Raw genomic sequence first — 26685 nt, 5'->3', positions numbered from 1 at the left:
CCGGCCCCTCAATTCACAGGCACATCGCAGGCACAAAAAAGGGCAGCCGCAGCTGCCCTGACCTTGGAGAGGAAAAACGGACTCAGGCCTTGGCCACCTTGGGCTGCCAGCCATAGCAGGCCAGCTTCCAGAAGCCGAGGGCCGCACCCAGCACGCCCATGGCGGCCACGTAGTGGGCGGGGGCCATGATGTCGACCTGCTGCCAGACGGACACCAGCATCGGGGTCAGGCCGCCAAACACGGCGTATGCCATGTTGTAGGCAAAGGACAGGCCGGTGAAGCGCACCGCGACCGGGAAGGCTCGCACGCCCACCACCGGCAGCAGCGAAATGGAGCCCACGAAGAAGCCCACCAGCGCATAGCGCAGCACCAGGGTCTCCTGGCCGGGCAGGTTCAGGTAGAACAGGTAGGTCGTCACGGTCATGCCGCCCCAGCCCAGCACCATGGTCCAGCGGGTACCGATCTTGTCGCTCAGCCAGCCCCAGAACACGCAGCCGATGGTCAGCGTGACCGTGGCCACCGCGTTGGCCTTCATGGCATCGGCCGGCAGGATGTGGAACACCTTCTGCAGATAGGCGGGGGTGAACAGAATCACCACCACGATGGCCGTGGACAGCACCCAGGTCATCAGGGCCACCAGCCAGCAGGCTTCACGGTGGTCACGCAGGATGGTCTTGATGGGCAGCTCGGCATCGGCTGCCTTGCGCTTTTGCATGTCCTGGAACAGCGGGGTTTCCTGCAGGAACTTGCGCAGATAGACCGACACCAGACCAAACACCCCGCCCAGGATGAACGGCAGACGCCAGGCCCAGTCGTGGATCTCTTCCTGGCTGTAGGTGCTGTTGAGCCACACCGCAAAGATGGAGCCCAGGAAAATGCCGCCGGTGATGCCGGAGGTCAGCGTGCCAATGGCCAGGCCGTAGTTCTTGGCGGGCGAATGCTCGGCCACGAACACCCAGGCGCCGGGCATTTCACCGCCGATGGCAGCGCCTTGCAGCACGCGCATCAGCAGCAGCAGCAGTGGCGCGGCAATGCCGATGGAGGCGTAGGTCGGCAGCAGACCGATGACCAGGGTCGGCACGGCCATCAGGAAGATGGACAGCGTGAACATCTTCTTGCGGCCGATCTTGTCGCCATAGTGGGCAATGATGATGCCGCCCAGGGGACGGGCCAGGTAACCGGCCGCAAAAATGCCCAGCGTCTGCAGCTGGCGCATCCAGTCCGGCAACTCGGCCGGGAAGAACAGCGTGCCGATGACGTTCGCGAAGAACACAAACACGACAAAGTCGTAGAACTCCAGCGTGCCGCCCAGGGCGGACAGGCTCAGTGTCTTGTAGTCCTCTCGGTTCAGAGGACGGTGGTGCGCACCGCCCGCCACTTGGTGGGCGCGTGCATTGGCAGTCTTACTCATAGGAGCGTCTTTCCAGAAATCTATTCGGCCAGACAGCGCGGTGGGTGCCACGGCAGGGGTGAACATGCGGTGGCGGACCGTTCTGCAAGACTTCTGGATGGGGAGGCTTGAACCATCTCCCCGCCTCGCGGGTGTGCGGGGCGGAAAGTGAACGCGGCGTGGCGCAGTCGAGGAAATATTCTAGGGTTAACACTATGTAACTGACGCCCTGCCGACATTAACCCCGCACCTCCACGGACGGCGAAGTCAGCCATTCCGAGCCGCGATGGCGCACAATCGCTGCGGCCTGGCGCAAATCGACGTACGCTCAGGTTTCTGGGCGGCATCGGCGCCCCCCTCCATCCTCTGAACACCTCTGTATGAAGCGTTACTGGCTTTTGTTCTCGCAAGCGGTCACCGTGCTGCTGGCGGCCTATTTCATTGTGGCCACGCTGCAACCCAGCTGGCTGCGCAGCGGCGCCACCGTCAGCCGCGCCGGCATCTCCCTGCTCGAAGCCCCGTCCGAGCCGCGCCCCGAACCCGTCCCCGGCAGCCTGAGCGCCGCAGCCAAGCAGGCCATGCCGGCGGTGGTCAGCATCAACACCAGCAAGTCCATCCCCAACCCGCGCGCCAACGATCCCTGGTTCCAGTTCTTCTTCGGTGACCAGGCCGGCACGCAGGAGCAGGCGGGCCTGGGCAGCGGCGTGATCATCAGCCCCGATGGCTACATCCTGACCAACAACCACGTGGTGTCCGGTGCGGACGAGATCGAAGTCACGCTCTCCGACAGCCGCCGCGCCAAGGCCCGCATCATCGGCACCGACCCGGATACCGACCTGGCCGTGCTGAAAGTGGAGCTGGACAAGCTGCCCGTCATCGTGCTGGGCAACTCCGACCAGGCTGCCGTCGGTGACACCGTGCTGGCCATCGGCAACCCCTTCGGCGTGGGCCAGACCGTGACCAGCGGTATCGTCAGTGCGCTGGGCCGCAACCAGCTGGGCATCAACACCTTCGAGAACTTCATCCAGACCGATGCGGCCATCAACCCCGGCAACTCCGGCGGGGCCCTGGTGGACATCAACGGCAATCTGCTGGGCATCAACACGGCCATCTATTCGCGCTCCGGCGGCAGCCTGGGCATCGGCTTTGCCATCCCCGTCTCGACCGCCAAGCTGGTGCTGGACGGCATCGTCAAGGAAGGCAAGGTCACGCGCGGCTGGATTGGCGTGGAGCCCAACGAGCTGTCGCCGGAACTGGCCGAGACCTTCGGGGTGAAGGCCGGGCAGGGCATCATCATCACCGGCGTGCTGCACAACGGCCCGGCACGGCGGCGCCTTTCATCGTGCAGCGCGCCGACGGCAGCACCACCTTGCAGATCACTCCGGGCGTGCGCCCCAGCCCGCCGCAACAGGTGAACCGGCGTTGAGGTGCCCGCTGGCAGTACGCCAGCAGCCCCATCGCACCCCATTCGCCCGGCCTTGGCCGGGCTTTCTTGTGCCGGTGCCGCACCGGAGCCCCTCCACAGCCCCTCTGCTGCAGCACACAGGCAGTGCGCGCACCGTCCATGGCGGCAACCCCGGTCTGCAAGCAGCAGCGTCCACTCCGGCCTCCTCCACCCCGTGCCCCCACTCTCAACGGGCTCGCATGAGGACGGCTGCAGTGCGGCCCGGCCTTTTGCACACGGTCACCGGGCACAAAAAAGCCCGGGCAGATCGGTCTGCACCGGGCTTAGGGAACATGGCAGCGGGCGCGGCCTGCCGCACCGGGGATCAGCTGTGGCTGTCCACCGAGGTCTTGCCCTCTTCCTCGGACTCGGAAAGGGGCGCAGTCTTCTTGAACCAGCGCGCGCCGATGATGCCCACCTCGTACAGGACGCACATGGGAATGGCCAACGCCAGCTGCGAAATCACATCCGGCGGCGTGACCACGGCGGCAATCACGAAGGACAGCACGATGAAGTAGCCGCGGAAGCTCTTGAGCTTGTCGATGTCCACCACGCCAAAGCGCACCAGCAGCATCACCACGATGGGCACCTGGAAAGCCAGGCCGAACGCCAGGTACAGCGACAGGATGGCTTCGACGTAGGAGGCGATGTCCGGTGTGGCCGCCACGCTCTCGGGCGTGAAACCCTGGATGAAGGCGAACATCTTGTCCAGCACGAAGAACTGCACAAAGGCGATGCCCACATAAGCCAGGAAGCTGCCGAAGATGATCAGCGGCAGGGCAAACTTCTTTTCATGGCTGTACAGGCCTGGGGCGACGAAGGCCCACAGCTGGTACATGATCCAGGGCAGCACGGCCAGCACGGCCACCATCATCAGCACCTTCAGCGGCACAAAGAACGGCGAGAACACGCCCACCGCAATCAGCTTCGCGTCGGGCGGCATGTGCATCTTGATGGGGTGTGCGATGAAATCGATCAGCCCGTTGGGGCCGGGCCAGATGGCCAGGACCGCGACCGCCAGGGCAATGCCGTAGATGCAGTACAGCAGCCGGTCGCGCAGCTCCATCAGGTGCTGCACAAAGGGCTGCTCGGTGCCGGCCATTTCGTCTTCGCGGGAAGGTTTTTCGGACATGGTGGGGGAAATGTACCGGACATCGCCTGCCATGCAGGCCGGATGCCCTGAAACGAAAACGGGCCGGTCACCACCTAGGGGGTTGCCGGCCCTGCAGGCAATGCCTGCGCTGTGTCAGTGAAAGCGCTTCGGCCGGAACCGCGCCACACGCGCCGCCCCCGACTGCACCTTGGTGCGCACGCCGGAGCGGGCCTTGTACCACTGGGGCACGGCCCCCCGCTTGAGGCGGAAGTTCTTGCCCGGGTGCTTGTACACCGGGGTGACGGTGCTGTAGCTGTCATAGGCGGTGCCCGGGCTGTCGCTGCCGCTGTCACCGTCGAAGTCGGTGGCCTCGCGCCAGTCCTTTTCCAGGCTGGAGGAGGTTTCGTGCACCGACTTTTCCACGTCGCGTGCGGCGGTTTCCACCGTCTCCTTCATCTTGCGCAGCTCATCGAGCTCCATGGAGCGGTTGACCTCGGCCTTGACGTCCGACACATAACGCTGTGCCTTGCCCAGCAGCGTGCCCACGGTGCGGGCCACGCGCGGCAGTTTCTCGGGGCCGATGACCACCAGGGCCACCGCGCCGATCAACGCCATTTTCGACAGGCCGATATCAATCATGTGCGCACACCTTCACGCCGCTCAGCTCTTTTGCTTGGCTTCGACGTCGATGGTGGCCTTGTCGGCCGTGGTGGTGGCCGTGACCTGGCCTGCAGGGGCCTCGGTCTTGCCGGCGTCCGCCGCCGGGCCGACACCGCCCTCCTTCATGCCATCCTTGAAGCCCTTGACGGCACCGCCCAGGTCGTTGCCAATGTTCTTGAGCTTCTTGGTGCCGAACACCAAAACCACGATGAGCAGCACGATCAGCCAGTGCCAAAGGGATAACGAGCCCATGAATATTCTCCTAACGAATGCGTTTCATTGTAGACGGCCCGCCATGCCTCATTGCTCGACCAAGCCTTAGGGCTATCGCGGCATAAGGGGTATGGCTGCGGCCAGTAATAGGGGTCAGATCAACCGAGGCCTTAGCCTTTTTTCCAGGGGCGGGGGCCGCCGATCACATGCACATGCAGGTGGTGCACTTCCTGCCCCCCTTCGGCACCCGTGTTGATCACCACGCGGAAGCCGCCTTCCGGATAGGGGTTACAGCCCTGTTCCTGGGCCAGCCGGGGCACCAGGGCCATGAGCTTGCCCATCAGCGGTGCGTCTTCGGCGGTCAGATGGGCCATGGAGACAATGTGTTTCTTGGGCACGAGCAGGAAGTGCACCGGGGCCCAGGGCTGGATGTCGTGGAAAGCGAAGATATCGTCATCCTCGTACACCTTGCGCGAGGGAATCTGCCCCGCAATGATCTTGCAGAAGATGCAATTCGGATCGTGGTCGTGGTGGGTAGCGGTCATGGCTCAGGCAAGGCGCCCGGCCGGTTGGCTCGGGCAAGGGTTCACAAACTCAGGGATTGTCGACGATCTGCAACGTCTGGCGCACACCCACATCGTCGCGGTGGGCGGTGATCCAGCGTTCACCCTCGGCACGGCCCAGCGCAAACAGCTTGCGCAAAAAGCTGCTGTCGGCGCGCGTCTTGCTGGCCGCACCGAATTCCGCCAGCGCCGCGCCGCCATCGATGCGGTGCAGCAGCACGCTCTTGTAGCGGCTGGCGTCCAGCCGGCCTTCGGCCAGCAGGCGGCGCACGAAATCAATCGCGCGCAGCTCCCCCAGCAGGCCGGCGTTGAACGTGACTTCGTTCATGCGTTCCATGATTTCGGCGGCGGTATTGGGCAGCTCGGCATGCTCGATGGGATTGATCTGCACCAGCAGCATGTCGCTGCATTGCGTGTCGTAGATCAGCGGGTACAGCGCCGGGTTGCCGGAATAGCCGCCGTCCCAGTAATGCTCGCCGTCGATTTCCACCGCACGGAACATCTGCGGCAGGCAGGCCGATGCCATCACCGCATCGGCAGTGATTTCCGCGCCTTTGAAGATCTTGCCCCGGCCGGTGCGCACATTGGTGGCACAGACAAAGGCCTGGGGCACGCCTTTCAGGCCGGCGGCGCTCTGCAGCGCCGCGAAATCCACCACCCGCTCCAGCTGGCTGCGCAGCGGGTTGAAGTCCAGCGGGTTGGTCTGGTAGGGCGACAGCCACTGGGTCATCATGCCCATCAGCGCCTGGTGGGCCGCCGGCACGCCCCACATCAGGCTGCCCATGGTGCCAACCCCGTCCCACAAGGCCTTCAGGCTCTCGCGGGCACGGGCGCAGCCCTCGGTATGGCGGCGTTCGGCGTCGTCCGGGAATTCCAGTGCCGCACTGGCAAACCCGTTGACCAGGGCCGCCGCATTCATGGCACCGGCGCTGGTGCCGCTGACACCGGGAAAGCCAAAACCGCCGTCCTCCAGCAGGGCATCCAGCACCCCCCAGGTGAAAGCCCCATGGGAGCCGCCACCCTGCAAGGCCAGGTTCAGACAGGTGGGAGCGCTGGCTTGGCGTGCGGCCATGGGCGGTATAGCAGTGCTGAAAAAGAAAGAATCAGGCAGGCAAGGGTTCTTGCCGGCTCATGGCCAGCATGCCGCGCACGATGCGGTAGAGAAACCACAGCGAGATCAGCGCCCAGGCAATCCAGCCGGGGATCAGGAACAACAGCCACAGCGGGGCGGTGAGCACATACAGCACCCCGCTCCAGATCACGCTGCGGATGCGCCATTCAAAGTGCGAGTCGTGCCAGGTGCCTTTGGCGGCCGAGCGTTTGACCAGGTCGATGACCAGCGCCACGATCAGCAGCGCCACCGAGGCCTGTGTGCCCGGCAGCACGGCGGTGACCGCCACGATCAGGTGCAGCACGTAACTGACCCAGCCCCAGGCCTTCAGCCCATCCAGGGTGGCCTGGTCCACGGCGTGGACGTCGACGATGTCGTTGTTCACTCGGCAGCTCCTTCCTGCGCGGCCCTTTCCTTGGCTTTGCGCAATGCTTTTTCTTCCAGACCACTGGTGCCTTCACGGCGTTCCAGCTCGGCCACCACGTCGGCAGGGGTCAACCCATAGTGCGACAGCGCAATCATGGAGTGGAACCACAAATCCGCAACCTCGTAGAGGATTTTGCCTTTGTCGCCGCCATGGTCCACATCCTTGGCGGCCATCACCACTTCGGTGGCCTCTTCGCCAATCTTCTTCAGAAAAGCATCCGGGCCCTTGTGCAGCAGGCGGGCGACATAACTTTTCTCGGGGTCGCCGCCGTTGGCGACCTTGCGGCTTTCGATCACGGCGGCCAGACGGGCCAGGCCGCCTTCCACCGATGCGCTGGGAGAGGATTCAGACATGGTGCACTTCACTTGTAGATGGATTCGGGGTCTTTCAAGACCGGATCGCTGGCAACCCAGACCCCGTCCTTGTAAATGCTGAAAAAACAGCTGTGGCGGCCGGTGTGGCACGCGATGCCGGGTTCATGCCCCAGCTGGGTGACCTGCAGCAGCACCACATCGTTGTCGCAGTCGATGCGCATCTCGTGCACGGTCTGCACATGGCCGGACTCTTCGCCCTTGAACCACAGCTTGCCGCGCGAGCGGCTGAAGTAGACCGCACGGCCCAGTTCGGCCGTCTTTTGCAGTGCTTCGCGGTTCATCCAGGCGAACATGAGTACATCGCCCGAGCCTTTTTCCTGGGCGATCACAGGCACCAGGCCTTGGTCGTCCCACTTCACTTCATCAAGCCAGTTCATTGGCAGTTCCCTGATGGCATGGCGGCCGGTGCGCCCTGGCTGCCATTTTGAATACAAAACCCGAGGGCTGCGCGGCCAAAGCACCCGCAGCCCCGCATGTTGAAAATCTTTTACATACGCACCGGAATGCCGCGTTCGCGCATGCGCTCCTTGGCCTGCTGCACCGTGTACTCACCGTAGTGGAAGATGCTGGCGGCCAGCACCGCATCGGCGCCGCCCTGCTGCACGCCGTCGGCCAGGTGGTCCAGATTGCCCACCCCGCCCGAGGCGATGACCGGCACGCCCACAGCGTCGGCCACGGCACGGGTCAGCTGCAGATCGAAACCGCTCTTGGTGCCGTCCTTGTCCATGCTGGTCAGCAAAATCTCGCCAGCGCCGCGCTGCGCCATTTCCGCCGCCCAGCGCACCACATCCAGGCCCACGTTCTTGCGGCCACCATGGCTGTACACATCCCAGCCGGGGCCCATGGCCGTGCCGCCGGGGCCGATGCGCTGCTCGTCCTCGGGCGTACGGCGCTTGGCATCGATCGCCACGACAATGCACTGCGCGCCATATTTGTCGCTGCAGGCATTGATGGTGGCGGGGTTCGCAATGGCGGCGGAATTGAAGCTGGTCTTGTCCGCGCCGGCGTTGAGCAGGCGGCGCACATCATCCACCGTGCGCACACCGCCCCCCACCGTCAAGGGAATGAACACCTGGGAAGCCACGGCCTCGATGATGGGCAGGATCAGATCACGCCCATCGCTGGTGGCGGTGATGTCCAGAAACGTCAGCTCGTCCGCGCCCTGGGCGTTATAGCGCGCAGCGATTTCCACCGGATCGCCGGCATCCCGCAACTCCTGAAAATTGACGCCTTTGACGACACGACCACCGGTCACGTCCAGGCAGGGGATGATGCGTTTGGCGAGCATAGGAACTGAAAAGCGTATGGCGAGTTGGAAAAGGGCCACAAGATACCACGCGTACCGCCGCCCATCGGGCTGGTCATGCTTTCCCGCGCCCAGGCAGGGCGCTGCAACCCACGCGATCCGCCACCCCTCTGCCGCAGCCGGCGCTCAGTGCGCCGCCAGGGCACTTTCTTCCAGCAAGCTGCGTGCCATGCCGTTCTGCCAACGCCAGGCATCGGCACACATGCGATCGACATCCAGCTCGGCCTTCCAGCCCAGCAGCCGCTCGGCCAGGCCGGGGTCGGCCCAGCACTGCGCCACATCGCCCGGGCGGCGCGCCACCACGGCATAGGGCACGGGGCGGCCGCTGGCTTTTTCAAAGCTGCGCACCATCTCCAGCACCGACACCGGACGGCCGGTGCCCAGGTTCACGGTCAGCAGTCCCATGTTCTGGCGCAGATAGCGCAAGGCCGCCACATGGCCTGCCGCCAGGTCCATCACATGGATGTAGTCGCGCGTCCCCGTGCCATCGGGCGTGGGGTAGTCGTTGCCGAACACGCTCAGGCAAGGGCGCTGACCGGCCGCCACCTGGGCCACATAAGGCATCAGGTTGTTGGGTACATCCTGCGGGTCTTCGCCAATCAGGCCGCTTTCATGCGCCCCGACGGGGTTGAAGTAGCGCAACCGCGCAATGCGCCACTGCCCGGGTTCGGAGGCGGACGTATCGGCCAGCACCTGTTCCATCATCAGCTTGGTCTGGCCATAGGGGTTGGTGGCGGACAGCGGAAAGTCCTCGCGGATGGGCAGCGAGGCGGGGTCGCCATACACCGTGGCCGACGAGGAGAACACCATGCTGCGGACATTCGCCGCGCGCATGGCCTGCAGCAGGGTCACGGTGCCAGCGATATTGTTGTCGTAATAGCGCAGGGCCTCGCGCACCGACTCTCCGACCGACTTGAGCGCCGCGAAGTGGATCACCTCGGTGATCGGGTACTGCGCAAAGATCCGCCGCAGCAATCCGGCATCGCGGATATCGCCTTCGATGCATGGCGGAACCATTCCGGTGATGCGCCCCATGCGTTCCAGTACCGACCGTCGGCTGTTGCCGAAATGATCCAGGATCAGAAATGGCTCACTGCAGGCTGCGAGCGCTACGCAGGTGTGTGAGCCAATGAATCCAGCGCCACCAGTAATGAGAATCACAGCTATCCCCCCTACTCAGATGTACGTACGTCGCCCAACGATTGCACTTTTCAAGTTGCACAGCTTCAATCAACCATAACGGAAGACAAGGCCGATTGCGCGCATGTAACAGCCTTGTCCGACGCACAGCGATCGACAGGCAATCAGAGTGAGAAATTAATAGCGAAAATCTATAAACCTGGGGAGGTGGCTTACGTGTTGAACTTGGTTCGATCCTGCGTGATGGCACTGAGCATGGGCCTGGCAGCAGCCGCTTTTCCCGCTCCTTCCGCCCCTCCCAAGGCCGCGCCATCCGTGGCACTGCACTACGGTGCACAGGCCCCGCTGGAGGACCTGAAGGTATTCGACATCGTGGTGGTGGATGCCGACCATGGCTACAACCCCTCCACCTACCGCAGCCCGGACAGCAAGCTCTACGCCTATGCGGCCCTGACCGAAGTCCACCCCACCCGCAGCTACTTCCAGCGCATCCCGGCGCAGTGGCGCCTGGGCCGCAACGCCGACTGGGATTCGGTGCTGGTGGACCAGAGCCAGCCGGAATGGCCCCGTTTCTTTGCCGAACAGGTGATCGCCCCGTTGTGGGAACGGGGCTTTCGGGGCTTCTTTCTGGACACCCTGGACTCCTACCGTCTGGCGGCCCGCTTCGATGAACAGCAGCAGCAAGACGGCGTGGTCGCCGTGCTGGAAGAACTCCACCGCCGCTTTCCTGGCATCCAGCTGATCCTGAACCGCGGCTTTGACGTGCTGCCCCGTGTCAGCGACAAGGTGCAGATGGTGGCGGCGGAATCTCTGTTCCAGGGCTGGAATGCCCAAAGCAAGCAGTACGCCCCGGTCAGTGCCAAAGACCGCGAATGGCTGCTGCAGCAATTGCAGAACACGCGGGATCAGCTGGGTATCCCCGTGCTGGTGATTGACTACGTGCCCCCCCAGGACCGCGCCAAGACGCGTGAAACCGCCCGCCAGATCAAGGCCCTGGGATTCACCCCCTGGGTCACGGACCAGCAACTGAACACCATTGGTATCGGGAGTGTGGAGTTTGTGCCACGCCGCATTGCCGTCCTCTATAGCAGCGACGAGTACCCCGCCCCCAACTATTCCGATGTGCACCGCTTCCTGGACATGCCCACCAACTATCTGGGCTACATCTCGGAATACTTCGATGTCCGCCAGCCGCTGCCGCCCAATCTGTATGGAGACCGCTACGCCGGCGTGGTGACCTGGCTGGGCGGTGATGTGGCCAGCGCGTCCCAGCCCGCCCTGCAGCGCTGGCTGTACCAGGTCGTTCAGCAGCAACTACCCTGGGCCGCCTTGGGACAGTTCGGTTTCGACCTCACGCCCACCTGGAGCCGGCTGCTGGGCCTGCAGACCAAGGAAGCGTCCACAGGATTGCTGCAGATCTCGCAGCAAGATGCCATGGTCGGCTTTGAAATCCGCGACTTCCCGGCCGACCGCACCCCCCAGGACGTGCTACTCGCCCCCTCCGCCGCCAATGCGCGCGCGCTGCTGACACTCAAGGACAGCAAGGGGCAAAGCTACACGGCCGGAGCCATCACGGCATGGGGCGGGTTCATGCACACCCCCTACGTCATACAGGATGTGCCCGGCACGGAGGACTCACGCTGGGCCCTGGATCCCTTTGCCTTTCTGCAACAGGCACTGCGCCTGACACCCTTGCCGGTGCCCGATGTCACCACCGAAAACGGACGCCGCCTGCTTTTCGCCCACATCGATGGCGACGCATTTCCCTCCAAGGCGGAAATGCCGGGCAACCGTTTTGCGGCCGACTGGCTGCTGACCGACATCCTGCAGAAGTACCGCATCCCGCACACCGTCTCCGTCATCGAGGCGGAAGTGTCGCCACAGGGTATCTACCCCCAGTTCAGCGCGCAGCTGGAGGGCATCGCCAAACGCATCTTCGCGCTGCCCCACGTGGAAATTGCCAGCCACACCTACTCGCACCCCTATCTCTGGGACCCCTCGGTGCGCCATGGCTTGTTCGAGCACAACCACGAAGCCGCGATCAATCTGGGGATTCCCGGCTACGAGATCAACCTGCAGCGCGAAATCGTGGGCTCGGTGCAGTACATCCGCGACCGTCTGGCCGGAGGCAAGCCCGTCAACATCCTGCTGTGGTCAGGCGATACCTCCCCTGGCGCCGATGCGCTGGAGATCGTTGCCAAGAACGGTCTGCTGAACATGAACGGCGGGGACACCTTCATCACCCGCAGCCGCGCATCGCTGACGGCCGTCCGCAGCCACGGCATCTTCAAGAAAGGCAATCTGCAGGTCTACGCCCCCATCACCAACGAGAACCTCTACACCAACCTCTGGCGGGGTCCGTTCTACGGCTTCGAGCGTGTCATCGAAACCTTCTCCATGACGGAAACACCGCGCCGGCTCAAGGCGGTGGACATTTACTACCACACCTATTCCGCCAGCAAGCCAGCCAGTCTGACCGCGCTGCATCAGGTGTATGGCTGGGCCTTGAAGCAGCCCTTGCACCCGGTGTTCGCTTCGGAGTACATCCGCAAGGTGCACGATTTCTATGCCATGGCACTGGCGCGTGATGGGGAGGGCTGGCGCATCCGCGGCCGCGGCGATCTGCGCACCGTGCGCATCCCCCAATCCTGGGGCGCCGTGGATCTGGCGCACAGCGAAGGCATTGCCGGCAGCAAGGCCGCCGACGCCAACACCTATGTGCACCTGACCGGCAGCTCCGCCCTGCTGCGCACCGCTGCGGATGCGCCGTCCGCACCCATCGCCCTCTCGGAAGCCAATGCCCGCCTCACCGAGTGGAATGCACAACGCGATCAGGTGCAGTTCCGCCTCGAGGGCCATGCACCGCTGGATTTCAGCCTGGTGCTGCCGCGTACATGCCAGGTGCGCATCAATGACCGCGTAGCCACTCCGTCGTCCGTCACCCCCATGGCCGGCACTTCCGTTCAACGCTTCCGACTGTCACATGCAGCAGCACTCATCCAAGCGCAATGCGCCCGCCGTTGAGCGACCCAAAGTCGCGCCCATCTGGCTGATCCTGCTGCTGGCAGGGTTGGTGGGCAGCGCCTTGTGGGTCCTCTATCCCCGCGATGACCTGGAGCAGCGGCTGCAGGCCACCCACGGAAACGTTGAACTGACGGAGTCCTATCTGCGCAATCTCCTGCGCAGCGAACCGGACAATGCGCAACTGCAAGCCTTGCTGCAGCGCATCGAAAAAGAGAAAAGCCAACAGCAACTGGCAGTCCAAACCACGCCACCCACAGCGCTGCAGCAGGCGCAACAGGATGCGTGGAAAGACTGGGAAGCCAGCTACCTCCAGTTCCAGCAGACAGCGGCCAAGACACCGCAACGCGAAGCGCAACGCCTGGATGCCGTGCGCAAACAACAGCTGCTGCCGCTCGGTGCGCTGGACGAAGCCCAGCTGCTTTACACCGGGCAGGCTGCCTTGGCCATGCAGGACGCCGATCTGGCCCGGCGCAGCTTTGACATCCTGCTCCAGCGCGCATCCGCCAACGATGCCCCACAGGTGCTGGAAATTGCCGCCAAGGCCGCACTCGGCAACGGCCTGTATGACGTGGCATCCCGCTGGTATCTGGAGGCCAGCCAGGCCGGCACCAATACCGAGGCGCAGAAAAAGATCTATCTGCAAGGTGCTGTGGCCGTCCTGCAATCGGGCAACCACACGGCACAGGCATTGGCGCTGGCAGAGAAAGAGCTGGCGGCGTACACCGCAGATCCCGCCGTGCTGCGCCAGCTGATCGATATTGCGCGTGCCGCAGGCCGCCCGGAGGTGGCCCAGCGCTACGCCAAGATGCTGCTGCAGCTCACCCTGCTGGAACAGCTCTACCCGGCAGAACGGTCTGCACAGTGGGCACCGCACACGCCGGCACAGCTGCTGCCGCAGCAGGTTTTCTGGGATGACGAAGGGCCGGCGCGCCACCCGGCGTTTCGGGCCACAGCAGACCGGCCTGCGCCGAAACTGGCGTTCGATGACAAGACCTATGAGCTGGGCTACACCGTCTTCCTGGAAAACCGCAACCTGGAAGATGCCTTGCGCGTGGCCAAAGCCGCGGTGCAGCAGGCGCCCAGCAACATCACATGGCGCCGCCGCCTGGCGCAGGTCGCGGAGTGGAGCAACCGCCCGCAGGAAGCCCTGACGCAGTGGCACATCATCGCCAAGCAAACCAACGAGGATGCCGCCTGGCAGCAGGTGCTGCGCCTGGCGCCCGGCCTGCTGGAGTACCAGGCCCTGGCCGATGGACTGCAGTACCAGCTGCGCCGCGCACCGGGCGACAAGCGCCTGATTGCGGAAATGGTCAGCAACTACGAGCGCATTGGCCAGCCGGAGCAAGCCATCGCCCTGCTCCAGCGCCTGCCACAGCGCACGCCCGAGCAAAGCGAAGCGCTGGCCAGCATGTACGAGCACACCGGCGAAGATGAAAAAGCCCTGCGCCAGTGGGAAAGCCTGTTTCAGCAACCCCAGACCATCACGCATGCGCGGGCCATGAAAGCCGCGGTGCTGGCCTTGCGGCTGGGCCAAGGCGCCAAGGGGCTAGCGTGGTTGCGCGGTGCATCGGGTCCGTTGCCATCAGACCCCGAGGCTGCGGCAGACTTTCTGCGCCTGTACGCCGAACTGGCCAGCCGCCAGAACGCCACCGGCGAGGCGACAACGGCCTACCAGAGCCTGCTGCGCAACCCGACGTCTACCCCCGAAGACTACGACGCCCTCATTGACCTGCTGCGCCAGCAAGGCCAGATGCGTGAAGCCGCGGCGCTGTCGGGCACGGCCTGGGACAAGCACCATGCGCCGCGCCACTTCGTGCAGGCCCTGATGCTGTACGGACAGCAGCAGGATTGGGCGGCCGCCACGCCCCTGGTGAACTCGCTGTCCTCCGGTCTGGAGCCGGCCACGGTGCAGCAGCTGCGCAGCGACCCGCTGTATTTCAGCCTGTTGGGCCACTACTACCAGGGCATGCAACGGCCTGAGCAAGCGCGCGCCATCTACCAGGCCGGTCTGAAAGCCTTCCCCGATTCGGTCGACCTGCGCCAGTCGCTGCTGTGGCTGGCGATCGACAGCAACGACACGGATACGCTGAAACAGCTGCTAGCCACGCATGAAGCGCAATGGAAGCACGATCCGTCGATGCACGATGCCCTGGCGTCGGCCTACCAGGCCCTGTCGCTGCCGCAGGTGGCCATTACGCAGTACCTCCAGCCCCATGTCCAGGAACGTGCCAATGACTTCCTGTGGCTGATGGGCTATGCCGATGCCCTGGAGCAGAACCAGCAGGCGGACCAGGCCTGGCGCCTGCGCCGCCAGCTTCTGGAAAAAGAATGGGCATCCCGCCCACGTCCTGGCACGTCCCAGCGTGCCGAGCTGGTGCAATGGCTGCAGGCCACGGGGGACGATGCCGTGCGGCGCATGGCGCGCGATCGGCTCATCATGACCCAGCGCCCCGGGGATACCGGAACGGCAGCCATGCGCGAAATCCTGCGCCTGGACCGCCAAGGAAAAACCCAGTTGTCCGAGGCGGCGACGGAAACCCTCATCAGCTGGTACCAGGAAGCTGGCGAGTACCAGGCGGTGCGTGCCCACCTGTGGGAACGCTACAGCCGGCAGCGCTCGGCCAATCTGCCATTGTGGGCCGAGATCACCACGGCGCTGGCCAATGACGACCGGGCCCTGGCAGGCCAGTTGCTGGAGCGGCATGAAGACGCACTCCCACGCTATGACCGTATCAATGCCGCCGTGCTGGTGGGCGATACGCGCCGCGCCCAGAGCGATGCCTTCGAAGCCCAGACCTTCCAGCCCGATGACGACCAGCTGAACCAGCAACTGGTGGATACCTTGCTGTCCTTCAGCGACCACGCCGGCATCCAGCACGCCAGCCGGCGCCTCAACGAACTGTCCGAAGAGCAGACCACGGCGCGCCTGCACTGGGCCGTCAACCCGCGCTGGTCCGTGGACCTGGATGCCAGCCGCACACAGCGCAGCATCCGGGACCGCTCCCAGCTGGCTGCTGTCGACGACGAACGCGGCATCGATGCCTACCTGCGCTGGAAGAACGGCAACAGCTCGGCCAGCTTCCGTGCCGGCCGCAGAGAGAGTCTGGACACCTACAACCCACTGCAGCTGCAATGGGAGCAGCGCATCGACAACCGCCTGCGCCTGCGCCTGGAGGCGGGCCGCCAGCTGCCGACCGAAGAAACCACGGCCATGCGACTGGGCGGCATGAAAGACCGCCTGGGTGTGGGGCTGACCTACCAGCCCACACGCCTGGACACCGTCAGCCTGGAGCATTTCCGCGACCGCTACCACCTGCAAACGGGCGCCGACATCGGCCGCGGCCACACCACCACACTGCAGTACATGCATGCATTGCGCGGGGGAACGCCCAGTGTGGATGTCGGAGCCTTCTGGTCCAACTTCAATTTCAGCGAACGCAATCTGCAGAGCCTGTCAGGCCGCCAGCTGAACATCCTGCGCTATCTGCCGGACTCCCCTGCATCCATTCCAGCCAACTACCTGCTGCCGCAAAGCTTCCAGTACTACGGCGTGGTGATCTCGACCAATCAACGCTTCATGGAAGAGTACACCCGGGCCGTCCGGCCCTTCGCCAGCCTGGCATTGACACGCCACAGCCGCGAAGGCTCCGGTTATGGCCTGAGTGTGGGTCTGGCCGGCAGCGTACTGGGCCAGGACCATCTCAGCGTCGGCTTCAATTTTTCCAAGTCCAGTCCTTTGACAACCGGCCATACGCGTGAGCTGCAGGTCAGCTACCGCCGGCATTTCTGACACCACGCCATCACACGAGGGGAACTTCCATGACCGCACGCCCACATCGCTCACTTGCAGCCACCACCCTGGCAGGTCTTGCACTGGCCAGTGCCCTGGCCGGCTGCTCCACCACCGACCGAGGCTCCACGCCGGCGCTGCAACGCCAGGCAAGCTGGGCCGTGCTGCCATTTGAGAACCACACCGAGACCCCCATGGCAGGACAGCGTGCAGAAGCCATTGCGGCCGCCCTGCTGCATGCCCGGGGCGTGGGAGAGGTCAAACGCTATGCCGGCCCCGCCCAGCAGGACCCGCTGTTTGGCGTGCCCGGCGGTGCCGGCGGCGACAGCGGCCTGGGCTGGGCACGGGATCAGGGCGTGGCCTATGCGCTGACCGGTGCCGTCGACGAGTGGCGCTACAAGGTCGGGGTCGATGGCGAGCCTGCCGCGGGCGTGACCCTGCGCATCATCGATGTCAAAACCGGCGCCACCTTGTGGACCGGCGCCGGCGGGAAAAGTGGCTGGAGCCGCGAAGCGCTGTCTGCGGTAGGCCAGAAGCTCATCCGCGGCCTGCTGGATTCCGGTCTGGGCAACGTACGTTAACCCTCCTCACCGCACAACCCGCATGCAACCAGGGAGCACCAGTATGGAGCCGCGCCGACAGTCAATGGAGCCAGGGCCTTTGCAGGCGTCTTTGGTCCCCAACTCGCCCCTGGGCAAGTTGGCTTTGCCCAGCACGCGCACCAGCGTGCTGATCGGTGAAGTGGTGATCCTCCCCCTGCTGTTTCTGCTGCTGGGCCTGTGGTTCTCCCCCGACAACCCGCTGTGGGTCAACACCGAGTTCCCGTGGTCCTGGCTGGCCCCCATCATCATCGCCCTGCGCTATGGTGCCCTGGCCGGGCTGGGCTCCTCCACCATCCTGCTGGCCGCCTGGTTCTACTTTCACCGGGGCCAGTGGCAAGACTTTCCCCAGCTGTACTTCCTGGGAGGGCTGATCACCATCATGGTGGTGGGTGAAGTGGCCAGCCAATGGCGCGCCAAGACCCGCCGCGCGGAATCGGTACAGCACTACCTGGACCAGCGCCTGGAGCATCTGGTGCGGCAGTATTACCTGCTGCGCCTCTCGCATGACCGGCTGGAGCAGGAGCTGATCGGGCGCCCCATGTCCATGCGCGACGCCTTGCTGAAACTGCATGCCAGCGCGGACTCCGCCGATGCCACCCAGAGGCTGCTGCAACTGCTGTCCCAGTACTGCCAGATCACCGATGCCAGCCTGCATGCGGTGACCGACGAGCAGCTGCAACCCCATGCCATTGCGCACATCGGAAGCCCGGACAGCGTGGACACGCAGGATGCCCTGGTGCGCCAGGCGCTGGAAATGCGCAGGCTCTGCCATGTGGTGGAATCCACGGCCGAAGGCCAGACCAGCCGCTACCTGGTGGCCGCGCCGCTGCTGGATCTGCAGGGCGATCTCTACGCCCTGCTGGTGGTCAGGGAGATGCCGTTCTTCGCGCTGCAGACCGAGAACCTGCAGGTGATCAACCTGCTGCTGAGCTACTACACCGATGGTCTGTCCGCCCACGAACTGACCAAGCCCGTGCTCACGCAGTTCCCGGACTGCCCCGACAGCTTTGCCATGGAACTGCAGCGCCTGTCCCACATGCAGCAATCCTCCGGCATCAGCAGCGTGGTGCTGGCCCTGGAGTTCTCCCAGGAAGCCATTGCGCGCAACGTGCCCCAGCAGGTGGTGCGCATGAAGCGCATGCTGGACGAAGTCTGGCTGACGGAGCCGCAGGCGGGCAAACAGGTGGTCGCCATCCTGATGCCCTTGGGCACCACGGCCACTGCCGAAGGTTTTCTGCAGCGACTGGAGCAATGGGCGCTCAGCAGCAAGCAGCACATTTCCTTGATGGAAGCAGGCATCTTTCCGCATGTGCTCCTGCTGGAGCAGCACACCTCGCAGGAGCTGCTGCAACGCATTGAAGGCCTGCGCCATGGCTAACTTCAAACTGGCTTTCGTCGCACTGCTGCTGGAGATCTCCAGCTGGACGGTCTCCGGCTTTCTGACCCAAAGCTCGGATTCGGCACTCTGGGGCTACCTCGCACTGCATGCCCTGGCCTCCGCCGTGCTGGCTTTCAGCATGCTGCCGCTGCTGCTGGGCAAGCATACCCAGCCCCGCTGGGCCGTCGTCGGCCTGATCGCGTGCTTCTGCTTTGTCATTCCTGTCCTGGGCTTTGTGCTGGCCTTCCTGGCGGTGATGACCGTCCGTGTCTACCCCTCGCGTGATCCGACGGAGGACTTCTCGTCCGTGGTGCTGCCCGAGTTCGACCAGCACCAGCATCTGCCAGGCACCGCACAGACCTCGGGCATCCGGTCGCTGCTGTCCAACCGCGAGGCCCCCACCAAGCTGCGCTTCAAGGCCTTGGTCACGCTCAGCCATGTCAAGGGGCGGATTGCCTCCCCCTTGCTGCGCGATGTACTGGACGACCCCAGCGACGACCTGCGCCTGCTGGCCTACGGCATGCTGGACCGCATGGAGCAAAAGCTCTCCCGGGCCATCCACGAAGAGCTGCAGGTCCTCAAGGAAGAAGCCTCTGGGCCTGCCGCGCTTTCCCCCCGGGGACTGGTGGCGGCGCACCGCCTTTCCGATCTGTACTGGGAACTGCTTTACCAGGAGCTGGCCTCGGACGATATGCACGACTTCGCCGTACAGGAGTCGCTGCGCTACTGCGACATGGTGCTGCGCCAGCAGCCCGACGAACCGCCGCTGGTGCTGCGCCGCGGCCGTCTGCTGCACGCCATGGATCGCCAGCAGGAAGCCGAGCAGTGCTATGCCAGGGCTCTGGAGCTGGGCATGCCGGCGACCCAGGTCATTCCCTACCAGGCGCAGATCCGCTACGCACAGCGTGATTTCGTGCAGGTGCGTTCCATGATGCAGGGCATCGCGCAGCACAACGCCCTGCCCAAGCTGCGGCCCGTGATTGATTACTGGAGCTGAACCGATGACGTTGCCCAAAGCCACAGAGGCCGACATTGCGCTCCTGCTAGAGGGCACCTACCCCTATATCAGCGGCGGCGTGTCCAGCTGGATCCACCAGATGATCCAGGCCTATCCGCAATACCGTTTTGCGCTGATCTTCATCGGCAGCCGCGCCGATGACTATGCGGGCCTGCGCTACCAGCTGCCCTCGAACGTGGTGCACATCGAAGAGCACTATCTCTACGAGCACCTCCAGGCAGATTTCATTCCATCCGCTCGCCCAGGCCACTCCCAGGCCTTTGCCAAGGCCCAGGTGCTGATCGATGCACTCGGCCGCCACGCCACCGGCATGGCCTCCACGGAAGAGGTCGTCGACGCCATCCGCACGGTCACCAAGGAAATCATGCCTGGCGGACAGATCCCGCTGGATGATTTTCTCTACAGCGAAGGCGCATGGGAGCTGATCCGCAAGAGCTACGAAGACTATTGCACCGACCCCTCGTTCGTGGACTATTTCTGGACCGTGCGCATCATGTTCCAGCCCCTGTGGATCATGGCGCGGGTGGCCCGGTCCATGCTGCCGGTTCGCATGGTGCACAGTGCCTCCACAGGCTATGCCGGTTTTCTGGGCGCCCTGGTCCATGACACCCGCGGCATTCCTTTCGTGCTGTCCGAGCACGGCATCTACACCAAGGAACGGCAGATCGACCTGCTCAAGAGCGACTGGATTCGCGACAACCGCAACATCTTCCAGCGCAACGCCAGCGAAGTCTCCCACTTCCGCAAGATGTGGATCAGCCTGTTTGAGTGGATGGGACGCTATTGCTACGCAGCGGCCAACCCCATCGTCGCGCTGTACGAGACCAACCGGCAGCGCCAGATCCACGATGGCGCTCCCAAGGAACGCACGCTCAACATTCCCAACGGCATTCGCATTGCCCAGTTTGCCGCCGGCCGGCGGCCGGAAGGCGCGCCCGTCCCGCCCGTGATCTGTCTGCTGGGACGGGTCGTGCCCATCAAGGACATCAAGACCCTGATCCGTGCCATGCGCCGCGTCGTCAACCAGTACCCGGAGGCCCAGGCCTGGATCGTCGGGCCTGCGGACGAAGACGAACTCTATGCCCAGGAATGCCGCGATCTGGTCGAAAGCCTGGGCCTGCAGCAGCAGGTGAAGTTCCTGGGCTTCCAGAAGACCGCAGACATCCTGTCCCAGGCCGGCATCCTGGTGCTCTCTTCCATCAGCGAAGCATTGCCACTGGTGGTGCTGGAAGCCTATGCCGCCGGCATTCCGGTGGTCACCACCGATGTGGGCTCCTGCCGTCAGCTGGTGGAAGGGCTGGATGGCGAAGACAAGGCCCTGGGGCCCAGTGGGCGTGTCGTCGGCATCGCCTCCCCGCGGAGCCTGGCCGATGCCATGCTGGAACTGCTCACCGATACCGCCGCCTGGCAAGCGGCCAGCCGAAGCGCTGTCGCCCGCGTGGAACGGTTCTACACCGACACCCGCATGTTCGACAGCTACCGCAAGATCTATGAGGATGCCCTGGCATCCCGGAAGGAGGCACGCTGATGGCCGGTATCGGTTTTGAACTGCGCCGCCTGCTGCGCAAGAACACCCTGCTCAGTCTGGTACAGACCTACGCCTATGCCAGCGTGATCGGCTCCGGCCCCTGGGTGTTCTCCATCGTCGGCATTCTGCTGATGGGTCTGCTCAGCGTGGGCCTGGTCGCTCCGCCGTTTCTGGTAACCCAGTTCCAGACATCCGTCACCTACCTGGTGGCGTTCAGTCTCATCTGGACCGGGCTGGCCCAGCTGGCCTTCACCCGCTTCATCTCCGACCGCCTGTTCGAGAAGCGCGCGGAAATGGTGCTGCCCAATCTCCATGGCCTGCTGCTGCTGGTGCTGGGCAGTGCAAGCCTCATTGGGATCGCGGCCTGCTTCACGCTGCTGTCCGGGCAAAGCATGCTCTACCGCATGCTGATGCTGTCGGGATTCGCCTTGCTGTGCGGCATCTGGATTCTGACGGTGCTGCTGTCCGGCATGAAACGCTACAAGGCCATCACCGTGCTGTTTGCGGTGAGCTACACGCTGATTGTGCTGATCTCCCTGGTGCTGCGCTATTACGGCCTGGAAGGTCTGCTGGGCAGCTTTGTGATCGGGCATCTGCTGCTGTTTTGCGGCATGTGGGTGCTGGTACTCAGGGAGTTCAATCCCCACCGCCGCCTGATTGCCTTTGATTTTCTGCAGCCGAAATCGCTGTACGGCACCCTGGTGCTGACCGGCTTTCTCTACAACCTGGGCATCTGGGCCGACAAGCTGATGTTCTGGGCCTATCCCGACACCTCCCAGGTGATCATTGGCGGGCTGCGCGCGTCACTGATCTACGACATTCCGGTGTTCCTGTCCTACCTCTCCATCATCCCCGGCATGGCCGTGTTCCTGGTCCGTATCGAGACCGACTTTGTGGAGTACTACGACAAATTCTTCACGGCCGTGCGCCAGGGCGGCTCCCTGGAAGAAATCGACACCATGCGCGACGAAATGGCCTATGCCATCCAGAGCGGCCTGGGCGAAATCGCCAAGATCCAGACCCTGGCCGTGCTGGTGACCTTTGTCGCCGGACCGGCAGTCTTGCGCCTGCTGGGCATTTCCGAGCTCTACCTGCCCCTGCTGCATGTGCAGGTGGTGGGGGCTGCGCTGCAGGTGGGGCTGATGGCCGTGCTGAACGTGTTTTTCTACCTGGATGAACGCCGCATCGTGGTCTGGCTTTGCGTGGAGCTGCTGGTGCTGAACATTCTGCTCACGGCGCTGTCGCTGGAGTTGGGGGCAGCCTTCTACGGCTACGGCTTTGCGGGCGCCATGCTGATCACGCTGTGTACCGGCTTGCACCTGCTGTCCCGCGAAATCGGGCGGCTGGAATATAAAACCTTCATGCTGCAATAAGCCGCAAAACGCTTTTCCAGCAAGCCGCTCTCCCCAAGTGTGCTTTTTTAGCCGACAGGCTGGTGAATCAGCAGTTGCAAAACCTCATGCCTTTGCAGGAAACTGCAAAGGCTTTTTCAAGCCGCACATTCACTCCAAACACAACAAGGCTTTCCGTATCATGAAAAGTTTTTTGCTGCTTCTCTGGCTGCTTCCAACTCTGGTATTCGCCCAAGGTCCAGCCCCGCAACCCACCGAGGCCGAGAAAAGATACCAGGAAATTGTCAATTTGCAATGGCAACATGGGCCGTCCAAGGCAAGCATCGGCAGCAATGCGTCGATTGAGATCCCGAAAAATCATGCATTCCTGGATGCAGCCAACACCCGTAAATTCCTGGAACTCAACGGCAATCCCCCGCACGACAACAATTACACCCTTGCCCCCGACAACCTGGACTGGTTTACCATTCTCGAATTTGCGGAAACGGGATACATCACGGACGATGACAAGATTGACTCCGACGCTCTGATGAAGGCCATTAAAGAAGGAGATGTTTCCAGTAACGAGGCACGAAAAAGTCTCAAGATGGAAGCCATCTATACCGATGGCTGGGTCATCCCGCCGCATTACGATGAAAAGACCAAACAGCTGGAATGGGGCATACAGCTGCATTCAGATTCCGGACAGAAGAATATCAATTACACCAGCCGGATTCTGGGTCGGGAAGGCTTCATGAATGCCATTCTGGTCGCGGACCACGATATGCTGGACCAGAACATCACCAGCTTCAAGCAGGCACTGGCTGGTTTTTCCTACAACCCGGGCAAAACCTATGCCGAGTTCTTGCCAGGTGACAAGGTGGCCGGATATGGACTCACAGGTTTGATTCTGGGTGGCGCCGCCGCCGTGGCCACCAAGAAAGGTTTCTGGGCAGCGATTGCAGGCGCTGCCGCCGCTTTCTGGAAAGTGATTGTCGCGGCGGTCATTGCGGCCTTGGCAGGCATTGCGAGCATCTTCAAGAAGAAGCAATGAACCTGGTACCCCTGGAGGCACAGTTGCTCATCCTGGCTGTGCTTTTTTATATCTATGATTCCAGTGTCTTGCTATTTTCCAACGAGGGCGTGATCACACCCTCCTGGAAAAACTGGAGCGCCCAAACCAATCTCAAAGGATTGGTTTTGCTGCGCAAAAGGCTTTTCTTCCCCAATTTGCTTCTCCCCCACCGCCCTGTTTTCAGGCTGCACTGGCAGCCGGAAAGCCTGTCGCAAGCCGCCTCGGTGGAGTGGCAGAAAGAAAAATCACTGTATGGATGGTTTGGCCTGCCAGCCTACGGCATGGCACTGGCCCTGTTCGTCATCACCCCCATCACCTACTGTTTCTTTCGCAGCGATCCCGCATTGCTGGCCTGCCTGGCCCTGATCTACCTGATGCCCGTTGGGGCCGGCATGCTGCTGTACCGACACCAGAAGCCCCTTGGCGTCAGCACGAAAAATGCCTGGTCGCTGTTCCTGGAGTGCCTGCTGTGTCCGCCCTTCACGATCAACATCGTCCGCAAGCTGTCTCTGGCCAGACGGCTGCAGGCCAATTTCGTGGACAGCGCCTTTCAGCTGGTGGATGCCGCACAGTGGGAGCGTGTGCAAGCGGAGCTGATCGCCTGCATGGACGCCGAGATCGACGCAGCCGACTCGAAGGACAGTTCTGCCCGGTGGGCGGCATCGAAGAACCGTCTGCAGGGCATGCAGAAGCAATAACCCACCAGACAGGGGCCTGTGCGCCTCCATCAGGCAGCGTGTTCTGGCGCTTGGCGCGCAAGCCTAGCCTGCCCCGGCAAAGCCTGCCAATGCGCTCGGCCGGGACCGTGCGACGCCGCCGCCGCGCCCCGGCGGACAGCGGACATACCGCCGCCGCGCCCTATCTCACCTGGAAATGCTGGCTGGCCTGCCAGCTGGCACCCGGTGCCAGCGCCTGCGGCTGGTTGACCAAGGCCGCTTCGACACACAGCATCTGGCGCCAGCTGTCCGCCGCCATGTCCCCGAGCTGGGCACACAGCGCCGGACCGGGATTCCAGACCACGGTTTCGGGCCAGGCACCATCCTGGGCAATGTCCAGCACCCCGTGCCGGCCATGCAGCTGCAATGCCGCACGGCTGCGCGCATAGACCCGGTCCACCTCTTCACCCAGCACCACGCTGCCGTCCTGCACCGCAGGTACAAAGCCGCGTGCGGCATCCCAGAACGCCTGGCCCTCCAGCCCTTGCAGCCGCGCCGTCTCGGCGTCGTGCACGGCCAGATAGCTGTGCAATGCACCGGTGAAAGCCAACGCCGTGGAGCCGGTATTGGTAGCCTGCAGTTGCACCCGCAGACCGGCGGGCGTCAGCTGTACCTGCAGCACGGCACGCAGGCCGTGCGGAAAATCTGCGTGCAGCGATGGCTCCGCGTCCCAGCACCAGCTGGCAGAGATAGATCCCTCTTGCACTTCGGCGCCCAGGTAGTGCCAGGGGGTCCGCCGCACCAGGCCATGCTTGGGCAAGGGGCCACGCTGGTTGAACTGGGGAAAACACACCGGAATACCGCCGCGGATGGGGGCACTGCCGTCCAGCACGGCACGCGGGCTGAGGAACAGGCGCTCCTGCCCTTGCGCCTCCCAGGACAGCACCTGGGCGCCGAAGTCCGAGACCACGGCACTGTCACCGTTGGGCAAGCCCAGGCGCGTGCAGGCCAGCCCGCGCCACACCATGCGCTCGGCACGCGGGAACTCGCTCATGGCGCTCAGGCGTCCTGGGCGTCGGTCAGTTCGTCGGCACGGTCCTGCCCGGCGGCAAAGTCCAGATCACCGGTATAAATGGCACGGCCGCAGATCACGCCTTCGACGCCTTCCTTCTGGACCGCGCACAGTGCTTCGATGTCGGCCATGCCGGCCAGACCGCCAGAGGCGATGACGGGAATCTTCAATGCCTGGGCCAGCTTGACGGTGGCATCCACATTGATGCCGGTCAGCATGCCGTCCCGGCCGATGTCGGTATAAATGATGGACTCCACACCCCAGTCTTCGAAGCGCTTGGCCGTCGAGATCACATCCTGGCCGGTCAGCTTGCTCCAGCCGTCGATGGCGACCTTGCCGTCCTTGGCGTCCAGGCCCACGATGATGTGGCCCGCAAAGGCGCTGCAGGCGTCCTGCAGGAAGCCGGGGTTCTTCACCGCCGCCGTGCCGATGATCAGGTACTCGATGCCCAGATCGATGTAGCGCTCGATGGTGTCCAGATCGCGGATACCGCCGCCCAGCTGCACCGGGATCTCACCGTTCACCTCTTTCAGGATGCTCTTGATGGCCCCCAGGTTCTTGGGCTGGCCCGCGAACGCGCCGTTCAAATCCACCAGGTGCAGGCGGCGCGCGCCCGCTTCCAGCCATTTGGCGGCCATGGCGGCGGGGTCTTCCCCGAACGTGGTGGATTGGTCCATATCACCCTGGATGAGGCGTACGCAGTGGCCGTCCTTGAGGTCGATGGCAGGAATGAGCAGCATGATGGTGTGCGGTGAAAAAAATGGTCCGCCTCAAAAAGCGGTCCGACAGGGGTGGAACGAAAAATGCCTCAGGGCTTCCAGGCCAGGAAGTTGCGGTACAGGGCCAGGCCCTGGTCGGCGCTCTTTTCCGGATGGAACTGGGTGGCGAAAATATTATCGCGGGCCACGGCCGATGCGAAAAGCCCACCGTAGTCGGTCAACGATGCGCAATGCGCCGCCTGTGCCGGCCGGGCATAGAAACTGTGCACAAAATAGAAGTAGGCGCCGTCGGGCGTATCGCCCCAGACGGGGTGGCGCTGGCCTCCGGGGGCCTGGGGCTGGACCTGGTTCCAGCCCATCTGCGGCACCTTGAAGCGGCTGCCGTCGGCCTGGGTGCGGCCTTCCAGCGCAAAGCGCTGCACGGTGCCGGCAATCAGGCCCAGACCCGGGGTGTCCCCCTCTTCGCTGTGGTCCAGCAGCATCTGCATGCCCACGCACACACCGAACAGCGGTTTGCTGGCGGCGGCTTCGCGCACGGCCTGCTCCATGCCCGAATCGCGCAGCGCTGCCATGCAATCGCGCATGGCGCCCTGGCCGGGTAGCACGACGCGGCTGGCCGCGCGCACTTCGGCCGGATCCTGGGTGACCACCACGCGCACGGCGGAATCCGCCGCAGCGGCCATGACCGCCTGCGAGACGGAACGCAGATTGCCCATGCCGTAATCGACCACGGCCACGGTGTTGTTCAAAGCATTCATAGCAGCTTGTGCG

Annotated in this window: 24 protein-coding genes; 10 read left to right on the top strand and 14 right to left on the bottom strand. The window is 63.7% G+C overall.

Going from position 1 to position 26685, the window contains the following annotated elements; translation table 11 throughout:
* Window positions 1–82: 82 nt before the first annotated feature.
* A complete protein-coding gene (locus CT3_RS03630; RefSeq protein ID WP_066540472.1) occupies window positions 83–1411 on the bottom strand; it encodes an MFS transporter in 1329 nt (442 codons plus the stop codon).
* A gap of 359 nt (window positions 1412–1770) precedes the next feature.
* On the opposite strand from CT3_RS03630, the gene CT3_RS03625 reads away from it, so the two are divergent.
* Window positions 1771–2805: a trypsin-like peptidase domain-containing protein gene (locus tag CT3_RS03625; RefSeq protein ID WP_370510811.1), complete on the top strand. Its 1035-nt coding sequence runs from the start codon at window positions 1771–1773 to the stop codon at window positions 2803–2805.
* Between the two features lie 354 nt (window positions 2806–3159).
* Here CT3_RS03625 and tatC read toward each other — a convergent pair whose 3' ends face one another.
* The 10 genes from tatC to galE all read right to left on the bottom strand — a co-directional run bounded on the left by tatC (window position 3160) and on the right by galE (window position 9742).
* Window positions 3160–3966 carry a twin-arginine translocase subunit TatC gene (gene tatC / locus CT3_RS03620; protein WP_066540857.1) on the bottom strand — a complete coding sequence of 269 codons (807 nt, stop codon included), beginning with the start codon at window positions 3964–3966 and terminating at the stop codon, window positions 3160–3162.
* A gap of 114 nt (window positions 3967–4080) precedes the next feature.
* A complete protein-coding gene (gene tatB, locus CT3_RS03615) occupies window positions 4081–4566 on the bottom strand; it encodes a Sec-independent protein translocase protein TatB (protein ID WP_066540470.1) in 486 nt (161 codons plus the stop codon).
* Between the two features lie 21 nt (window positions 4567–4587).
* A complete protein-coding gene (tatA, locus tag CT3_RS03610) occupies window positions 4588–4839 on the bottom strand; it encodes a Sec-independent protein translocase subunit TatA (RefSeq protein ID WP_066540467.1) in 252 nt (83 codons plus the stop codon).
* 131 nt (window positions 4840–4970) lie between these two features.
* Complete coding sequence (locus CT3_RS03605) at window positions 4971–5345, bottom strand: histidine triad nucleotide-binding protein (protein WP_066540465.1); 375 nt, start codon at window positions 5343–5345, stop codon at window positions 4971–4973.
* Between the two features lie 49 nt (window positions 5346–5394).
* Window positions 5395–6435: a patatin-like phospholipase family protein gene (locus tag CT3_RS03600; protein WP_066540462.1), complete on the bottom strand. Its 1041-nt coding sequence runs from the start codon at window positions 6433–6435 to the stop codon at window positions 5395–5397.
* Window positions 6436–6466: 31 nt separating this feature from the next.
* The gene (locus CT3_RS03595) at window positions 6467–6859 is read right to left on the bottom strand and encodes a DUF4870 family protein (protein ID WP_066540459.1); all 393 of its coding nucleotides are present in this window, start codon (window positions 6857–6859) and stop codon (window positions 6467–6469) included.
* Window positions 6856–7254, bottom strand: coding sequence for a phosphoribosyl-ATP diphosphatase (locus CT3_RS03590; RefSeq protein ID WP_066540855.1), 399 nt, complete (start codon window positions 7252–7254; stop codon window positions 6856–6858). The genes CT3_RS03595 and CT3_RS03590 overlap by 4 nt, the downstream gene beginning before the upstream one ends.
* An 8-nt stretch (window positions 7255–7262) precedes the next feature.
* Window positions 7263–7652: a phosphoribosyl-AMP cyclohydrolase gene (gene hisI, locus CT3_RS03585; RefSeq protein ID WP_066540456.1), complete on the bottom strand. Its 390-nt coding sequence runs from the start codon at window positions 7650–7652 to the stop codon at window positions 7263–7265.
* A 110-nt stretch (window positions 7653–7762) separates the two neighbouring features.
* Window positions 7763–8563, bottom strand: a complete 801-nt coding sequence (gene hisF, locus CT3_RS03580) for an imidazole glycerol phosphate synthase subunit HisF (RefSeq protein ID WP_066540449.1) — start codon at window positions 8561–8563, stop codon at window positions 7763–7765.
* Window positions 8564–8707: 144 nt separating this feature from the next.
* On the bottom strand, window positions 8708–9742 hold the full coding sequence (galE, locus tag CT3_RS03575) for a UDP-glucose 4-epimerase GalE (RefSeq protein WP_066540446.1): 1035 nt from the start codon (window positions 9740–9742) through the stop codon (window positions 8708–8710).
* A 222-nt stretch (window positions 9743–9964) separates the two neighbouring features.
* Here galE and CT3_RS03570 point away from each other — a divergent pair, with 222 nt between their 5' ends.
* From CT3_RS03570 to CT3_RS03530, 9 genes are all read left to right on the top strand, one after another.
* The gene (locus CT3_RS03570; protein ID WP_066540444.1) at window positions 9965–12745 is read left to right on the top strand and encodes a bifunctional glycoside hydrolase/polysaccharide deacetylase family protein; all 2781 of its coding nucleotides are present in this window, start codon (window positions 9965–9967) and stop codon (window positions 12743–12745) included.
* Window positions 12705–16535: a tetratricopeptide repeat protein gene (locus tag CT3_RS03565; protein WP_066540437.1), complete on the top strand. Its 3831-nt coding sequence runs from the start codon at window positions 12705–12707 to the stop codon at window positions 16533–16535. Before CT3_RS03570 ends, CT3_RS03565 begins: the two co-directional genes overlap by 41 nt.
* A gap of 29 nt (window positions 16536–16564) precedes the next feature.
* Window positions 16565–17116 (top strand): penicillin-binding protein activator LpoB, encoded by a 552-nt coding sequence (locus CT3_RS03560; RefSeq protein WP_066540435.1) that lies wholly within the window; start codon window positions 16565–16567, stop codon window positions 17114–17116.
* 79 nt (window positions 17117–17195) lie between these two features.
* Window positions 17196–18515 carry a PelD GGDEF domain-containing protein gene (locus CT3_RS03555; RefSeq protein ID WP_172591857.1) on the top strand — a complete coding sequence of 440 codons (1320 nt, stop codon included), beginning with the start codon at window positions 17196–17198 and terminating at the stop codon, window positions 18513–18515.
* Window positions 18508–19512 (top strand): hypothetical protein, encoded by a 1005-nt coding sequence (locus tag CT3_RS03550; protein ID WP_066540853.1) that lies wholly within the window; start codon window positions 18508–18510, stop codon window positions 19510–19512. The genes CT3_RS03555 and CT3_RS03550 overlap by 8 nt, the downstream gene beginning before the upstream one ends.
* Window positions 19513–19516: 4 nt before the next feature.
* Entirely contained in the window at window positions 19517–21061 is a 1545-nt protein-coding gene (gene pelF / locus CT3_RS03545) for a GT4 family glycosyltransferase PelF (RefSeq protein WP_066540426.1), read from the top strand.
* Window positions 21061–22434: an exopolysaccharide Pel transporter PelG gene (pelG, locus tag CT3_RS03540; RefSeq protein WP_066540425.1), complete on the top strand. Its 1374-nt coding sequence runs from the start codon at window positions 21061–21063 to the stop codon at window positions 22432–22434. Before pelF ends, pelG begins: the two co-directional genes overlap by 1 nt.
* Window positions 22435–22594: 160 nt before the next feature.
* Window positions 22595–23446, top strand: coding sequence for a DUF2167 domain-containing protein (locus CT3_RS03535; protein ID WP_083520578.1), 852 nt, complete (start codon window positions 22595–22597; stop codon window positions 23444–23446).
* A complete protein-coding gene (locus CT3_RS03530; RefSeq protein ID WP_066540424.1) occupies window positions 23443–24165 on the top strand; it encodes a hypothetical protein in 723 nt (240 codons plus the stop codon). Before CT3_RS03535 ends, CT3_RS03530 begins: the two co-directional genes overlap by 4 nt.
* Before the next feature lie 160 nt (window positions 24166–24325).
* Here the strand turns inward: CT3_RS03530 and CT3_RS03525 are convergent, their stop codons facing one another.
* From CT3_RS03525 to hisH, 3 genes are all read right to left on the bottom strand, one after another.
* On the bottom strand, window positions 24326–25177 hold the full coding sequence (locus CT3_RS03525) for a D-hexose-6-phosphate mutarotase (protein WP_066540415.1): 852 nt from the start codon (window positions 25175–25177) through the stop codon (window positions 24326–24328).
* Window positions 25178–25182: 5 nt separating this feature from the next.
* Window positions 25183–25935 carry a 1-(5-phosphoribosyl)-5-[(5-phosphoribosylamino)methylideneamino]imidazole-4-carboxamide isomerase gene (gene hisA / locus CT3_RS03520; RefSeq protein ID WP_066540413.1) on the bottom strand — a complete coding sequence of 251 codons (753 nt, stop codon included), beginning with the start codon at window positions 25933–25935 and terminating at the stop codon, window positions 25183–25185.
* Window positions 25936–26003: 68 nt separating this feature from the next.
* Entirely contained in the window at window positions 26004–26672 is a 669-nt protein-coding gene (gene hisH / locus CT3_RS03515; RefSeq protein WP_066540411.1) for an imidazole glycerol phosphate synthase subunit HisH, read from the bottom strand.
* Window positions 26673–26685: the final 13 nt, after the last annotated feature.

Origin of the sequence: Comamonas terrigena NBRC 13299 (genome assembly GCF_006740045.1) — a bacterium.
Lineage (GTDB): Bacteria > Pseudomonadota > Gammaproteobacteria > Burkholderiales > Burkholderiaceae_C > Comamonas > Comamonas terrigena.
This window is presented reverse-complemented; position numbering and strand designations above follow the sequence as displayed.

Coding starts and splice junctions, on each gene's coding strand:
- CT3_RS03630 (WP_066540472.1), bottom strand. CDS start 1,411: ATGAGTAAGACTGCCAATGCACGCGCCCACCAAGTGGCGGGCGGTGCG.
- CT3_RS03625 (WP_370510811.1), top strand. CDS start 1,771: ATGAAGCGTTACTGGCTTTTGTTCTCGCAAGCGGTCACCGTGCTGCTG.
- tatC (WP_066540857.1), bottom strand. CDS start 3,966: ATGTCCGAAAAACCTTCCCGCGAAGACGAAATGGCCGGCACCGAGCAG.
- tatB (WP_066540470.1), bottom strand. CDS start 4,566: ATGATTGATATCGGCCTGTCGAAAATGGCGTTGATCGGCGCGGTGGCC.
- tatA (WP_066540467.1), bottom strand. CDS start 4,839: ATGGGCTCGTTATCCCTTTGGCACTGGCTGATCGTGCTGCTCATCGTG.
- CT3_RS03605 (WP_066540465.1), bottom strand. CDS start 5,345: ATGACCGCTACCCACCACGACCACGATCCGAATTGCATCTTCTGCAAG.
- CT3_RS03600 (WP_066540462.1), bottom strand. CDS start 6,435: ATGGCCGCACGCCAAGCCAGCGCTCCCACCTGTCTGAACCTGGCCTTG.
- CT3_RS03590 (WP_066540855.1), bottom strand. CDS start 7,254: ATGTCTGAATCCTCTCCCAGCGCATCGGTGGAAGGCGGCCTGGCCCGT.
- hisI (WP_066540456.1), bottom strand. CDS start 7,652: ATGAACTGGCTTGATGAAGTGAAGTGGGACGACCAAGGCCTGGTGCCT.
- hisF (WP_066540449.1), bottom strand. CDS start 8,563: ATGCTCGCCAAACGCATCATCCCCTGCCTGGACGTGACCGGTGGTCGT.
- CT3_RS03570 (WP_066540444.1), top strand. CDS start 9,965: ATGGCACTGAGCATGGGCCTGGCAGCAGCCGCTTTTCCCGCTCCTTCC.
- CT3_RS03565 (WP_066540437.1), top strand. CDS start 12,705: ATGCAGCAGCACTCATCCAAGCGCAATGCGCCCGCCGTTGAGCGACCC.
- CT3_RS03560 (WP_066540435.1), top strand. CDS start 16,565: ATGACCGCACGCCCACATCGCTCACTTGCAGCCACCACCCTGGCAGGT.
- CT3_RS03550 (WP_066540853.1), top strand. CDS start 18,508: ATGGCTAACTTCAAACTGGCTTTCGTCGCACTGCTGCTGGAGATCTCC.
- pelF (WP_066540426.1), top strand. CDS start 19,517: ATGACGTTGCCCAAAGCCACAGAGGCCGACATTGCGCTCCTGCTAGAG.
- pelG (WP_066540425.1), top strand. CDS start 21,061: ATGGCCGGTATCGGTTTTGAACTGCGCCGCCTGCTGCGCAAGAACACC.
- CT3_RS03535 (WP_083520578.1), top strand. CDS start 22,595: ATGAAAAGTTTTTTGCTGCTTCTCTGGCTGCTTCCAACTCTGGTATTC.
- CT3_RS03530 (WP_066540424.1), top strand. CDS start 23,443: ATGAACCTGGTACCCCTGGAGGCACAGTTGCTCATCCTGGCTGTGCTT.
- CT3_RS03525 (WP_066540415.1), bottom strand. CDS start 25,177: ATGAGCGAGTTCCCGCGTGCCGAGCGCATGGTGTGGCGCGGGCTGGCC.
- hisA (WP_066540413.1), bottom strand. CDS start 25,935: ATGCTGCTCATTCCTGCCATCGACCTCAAGGACGGCCACTGCGTACGC.
- hisH (WP_066540411.1), bottom strand. CDS start 26,672: ATGAATGCTTTGAACAACACCGTGGCCGTGGTCGATTACGGCATGGGC.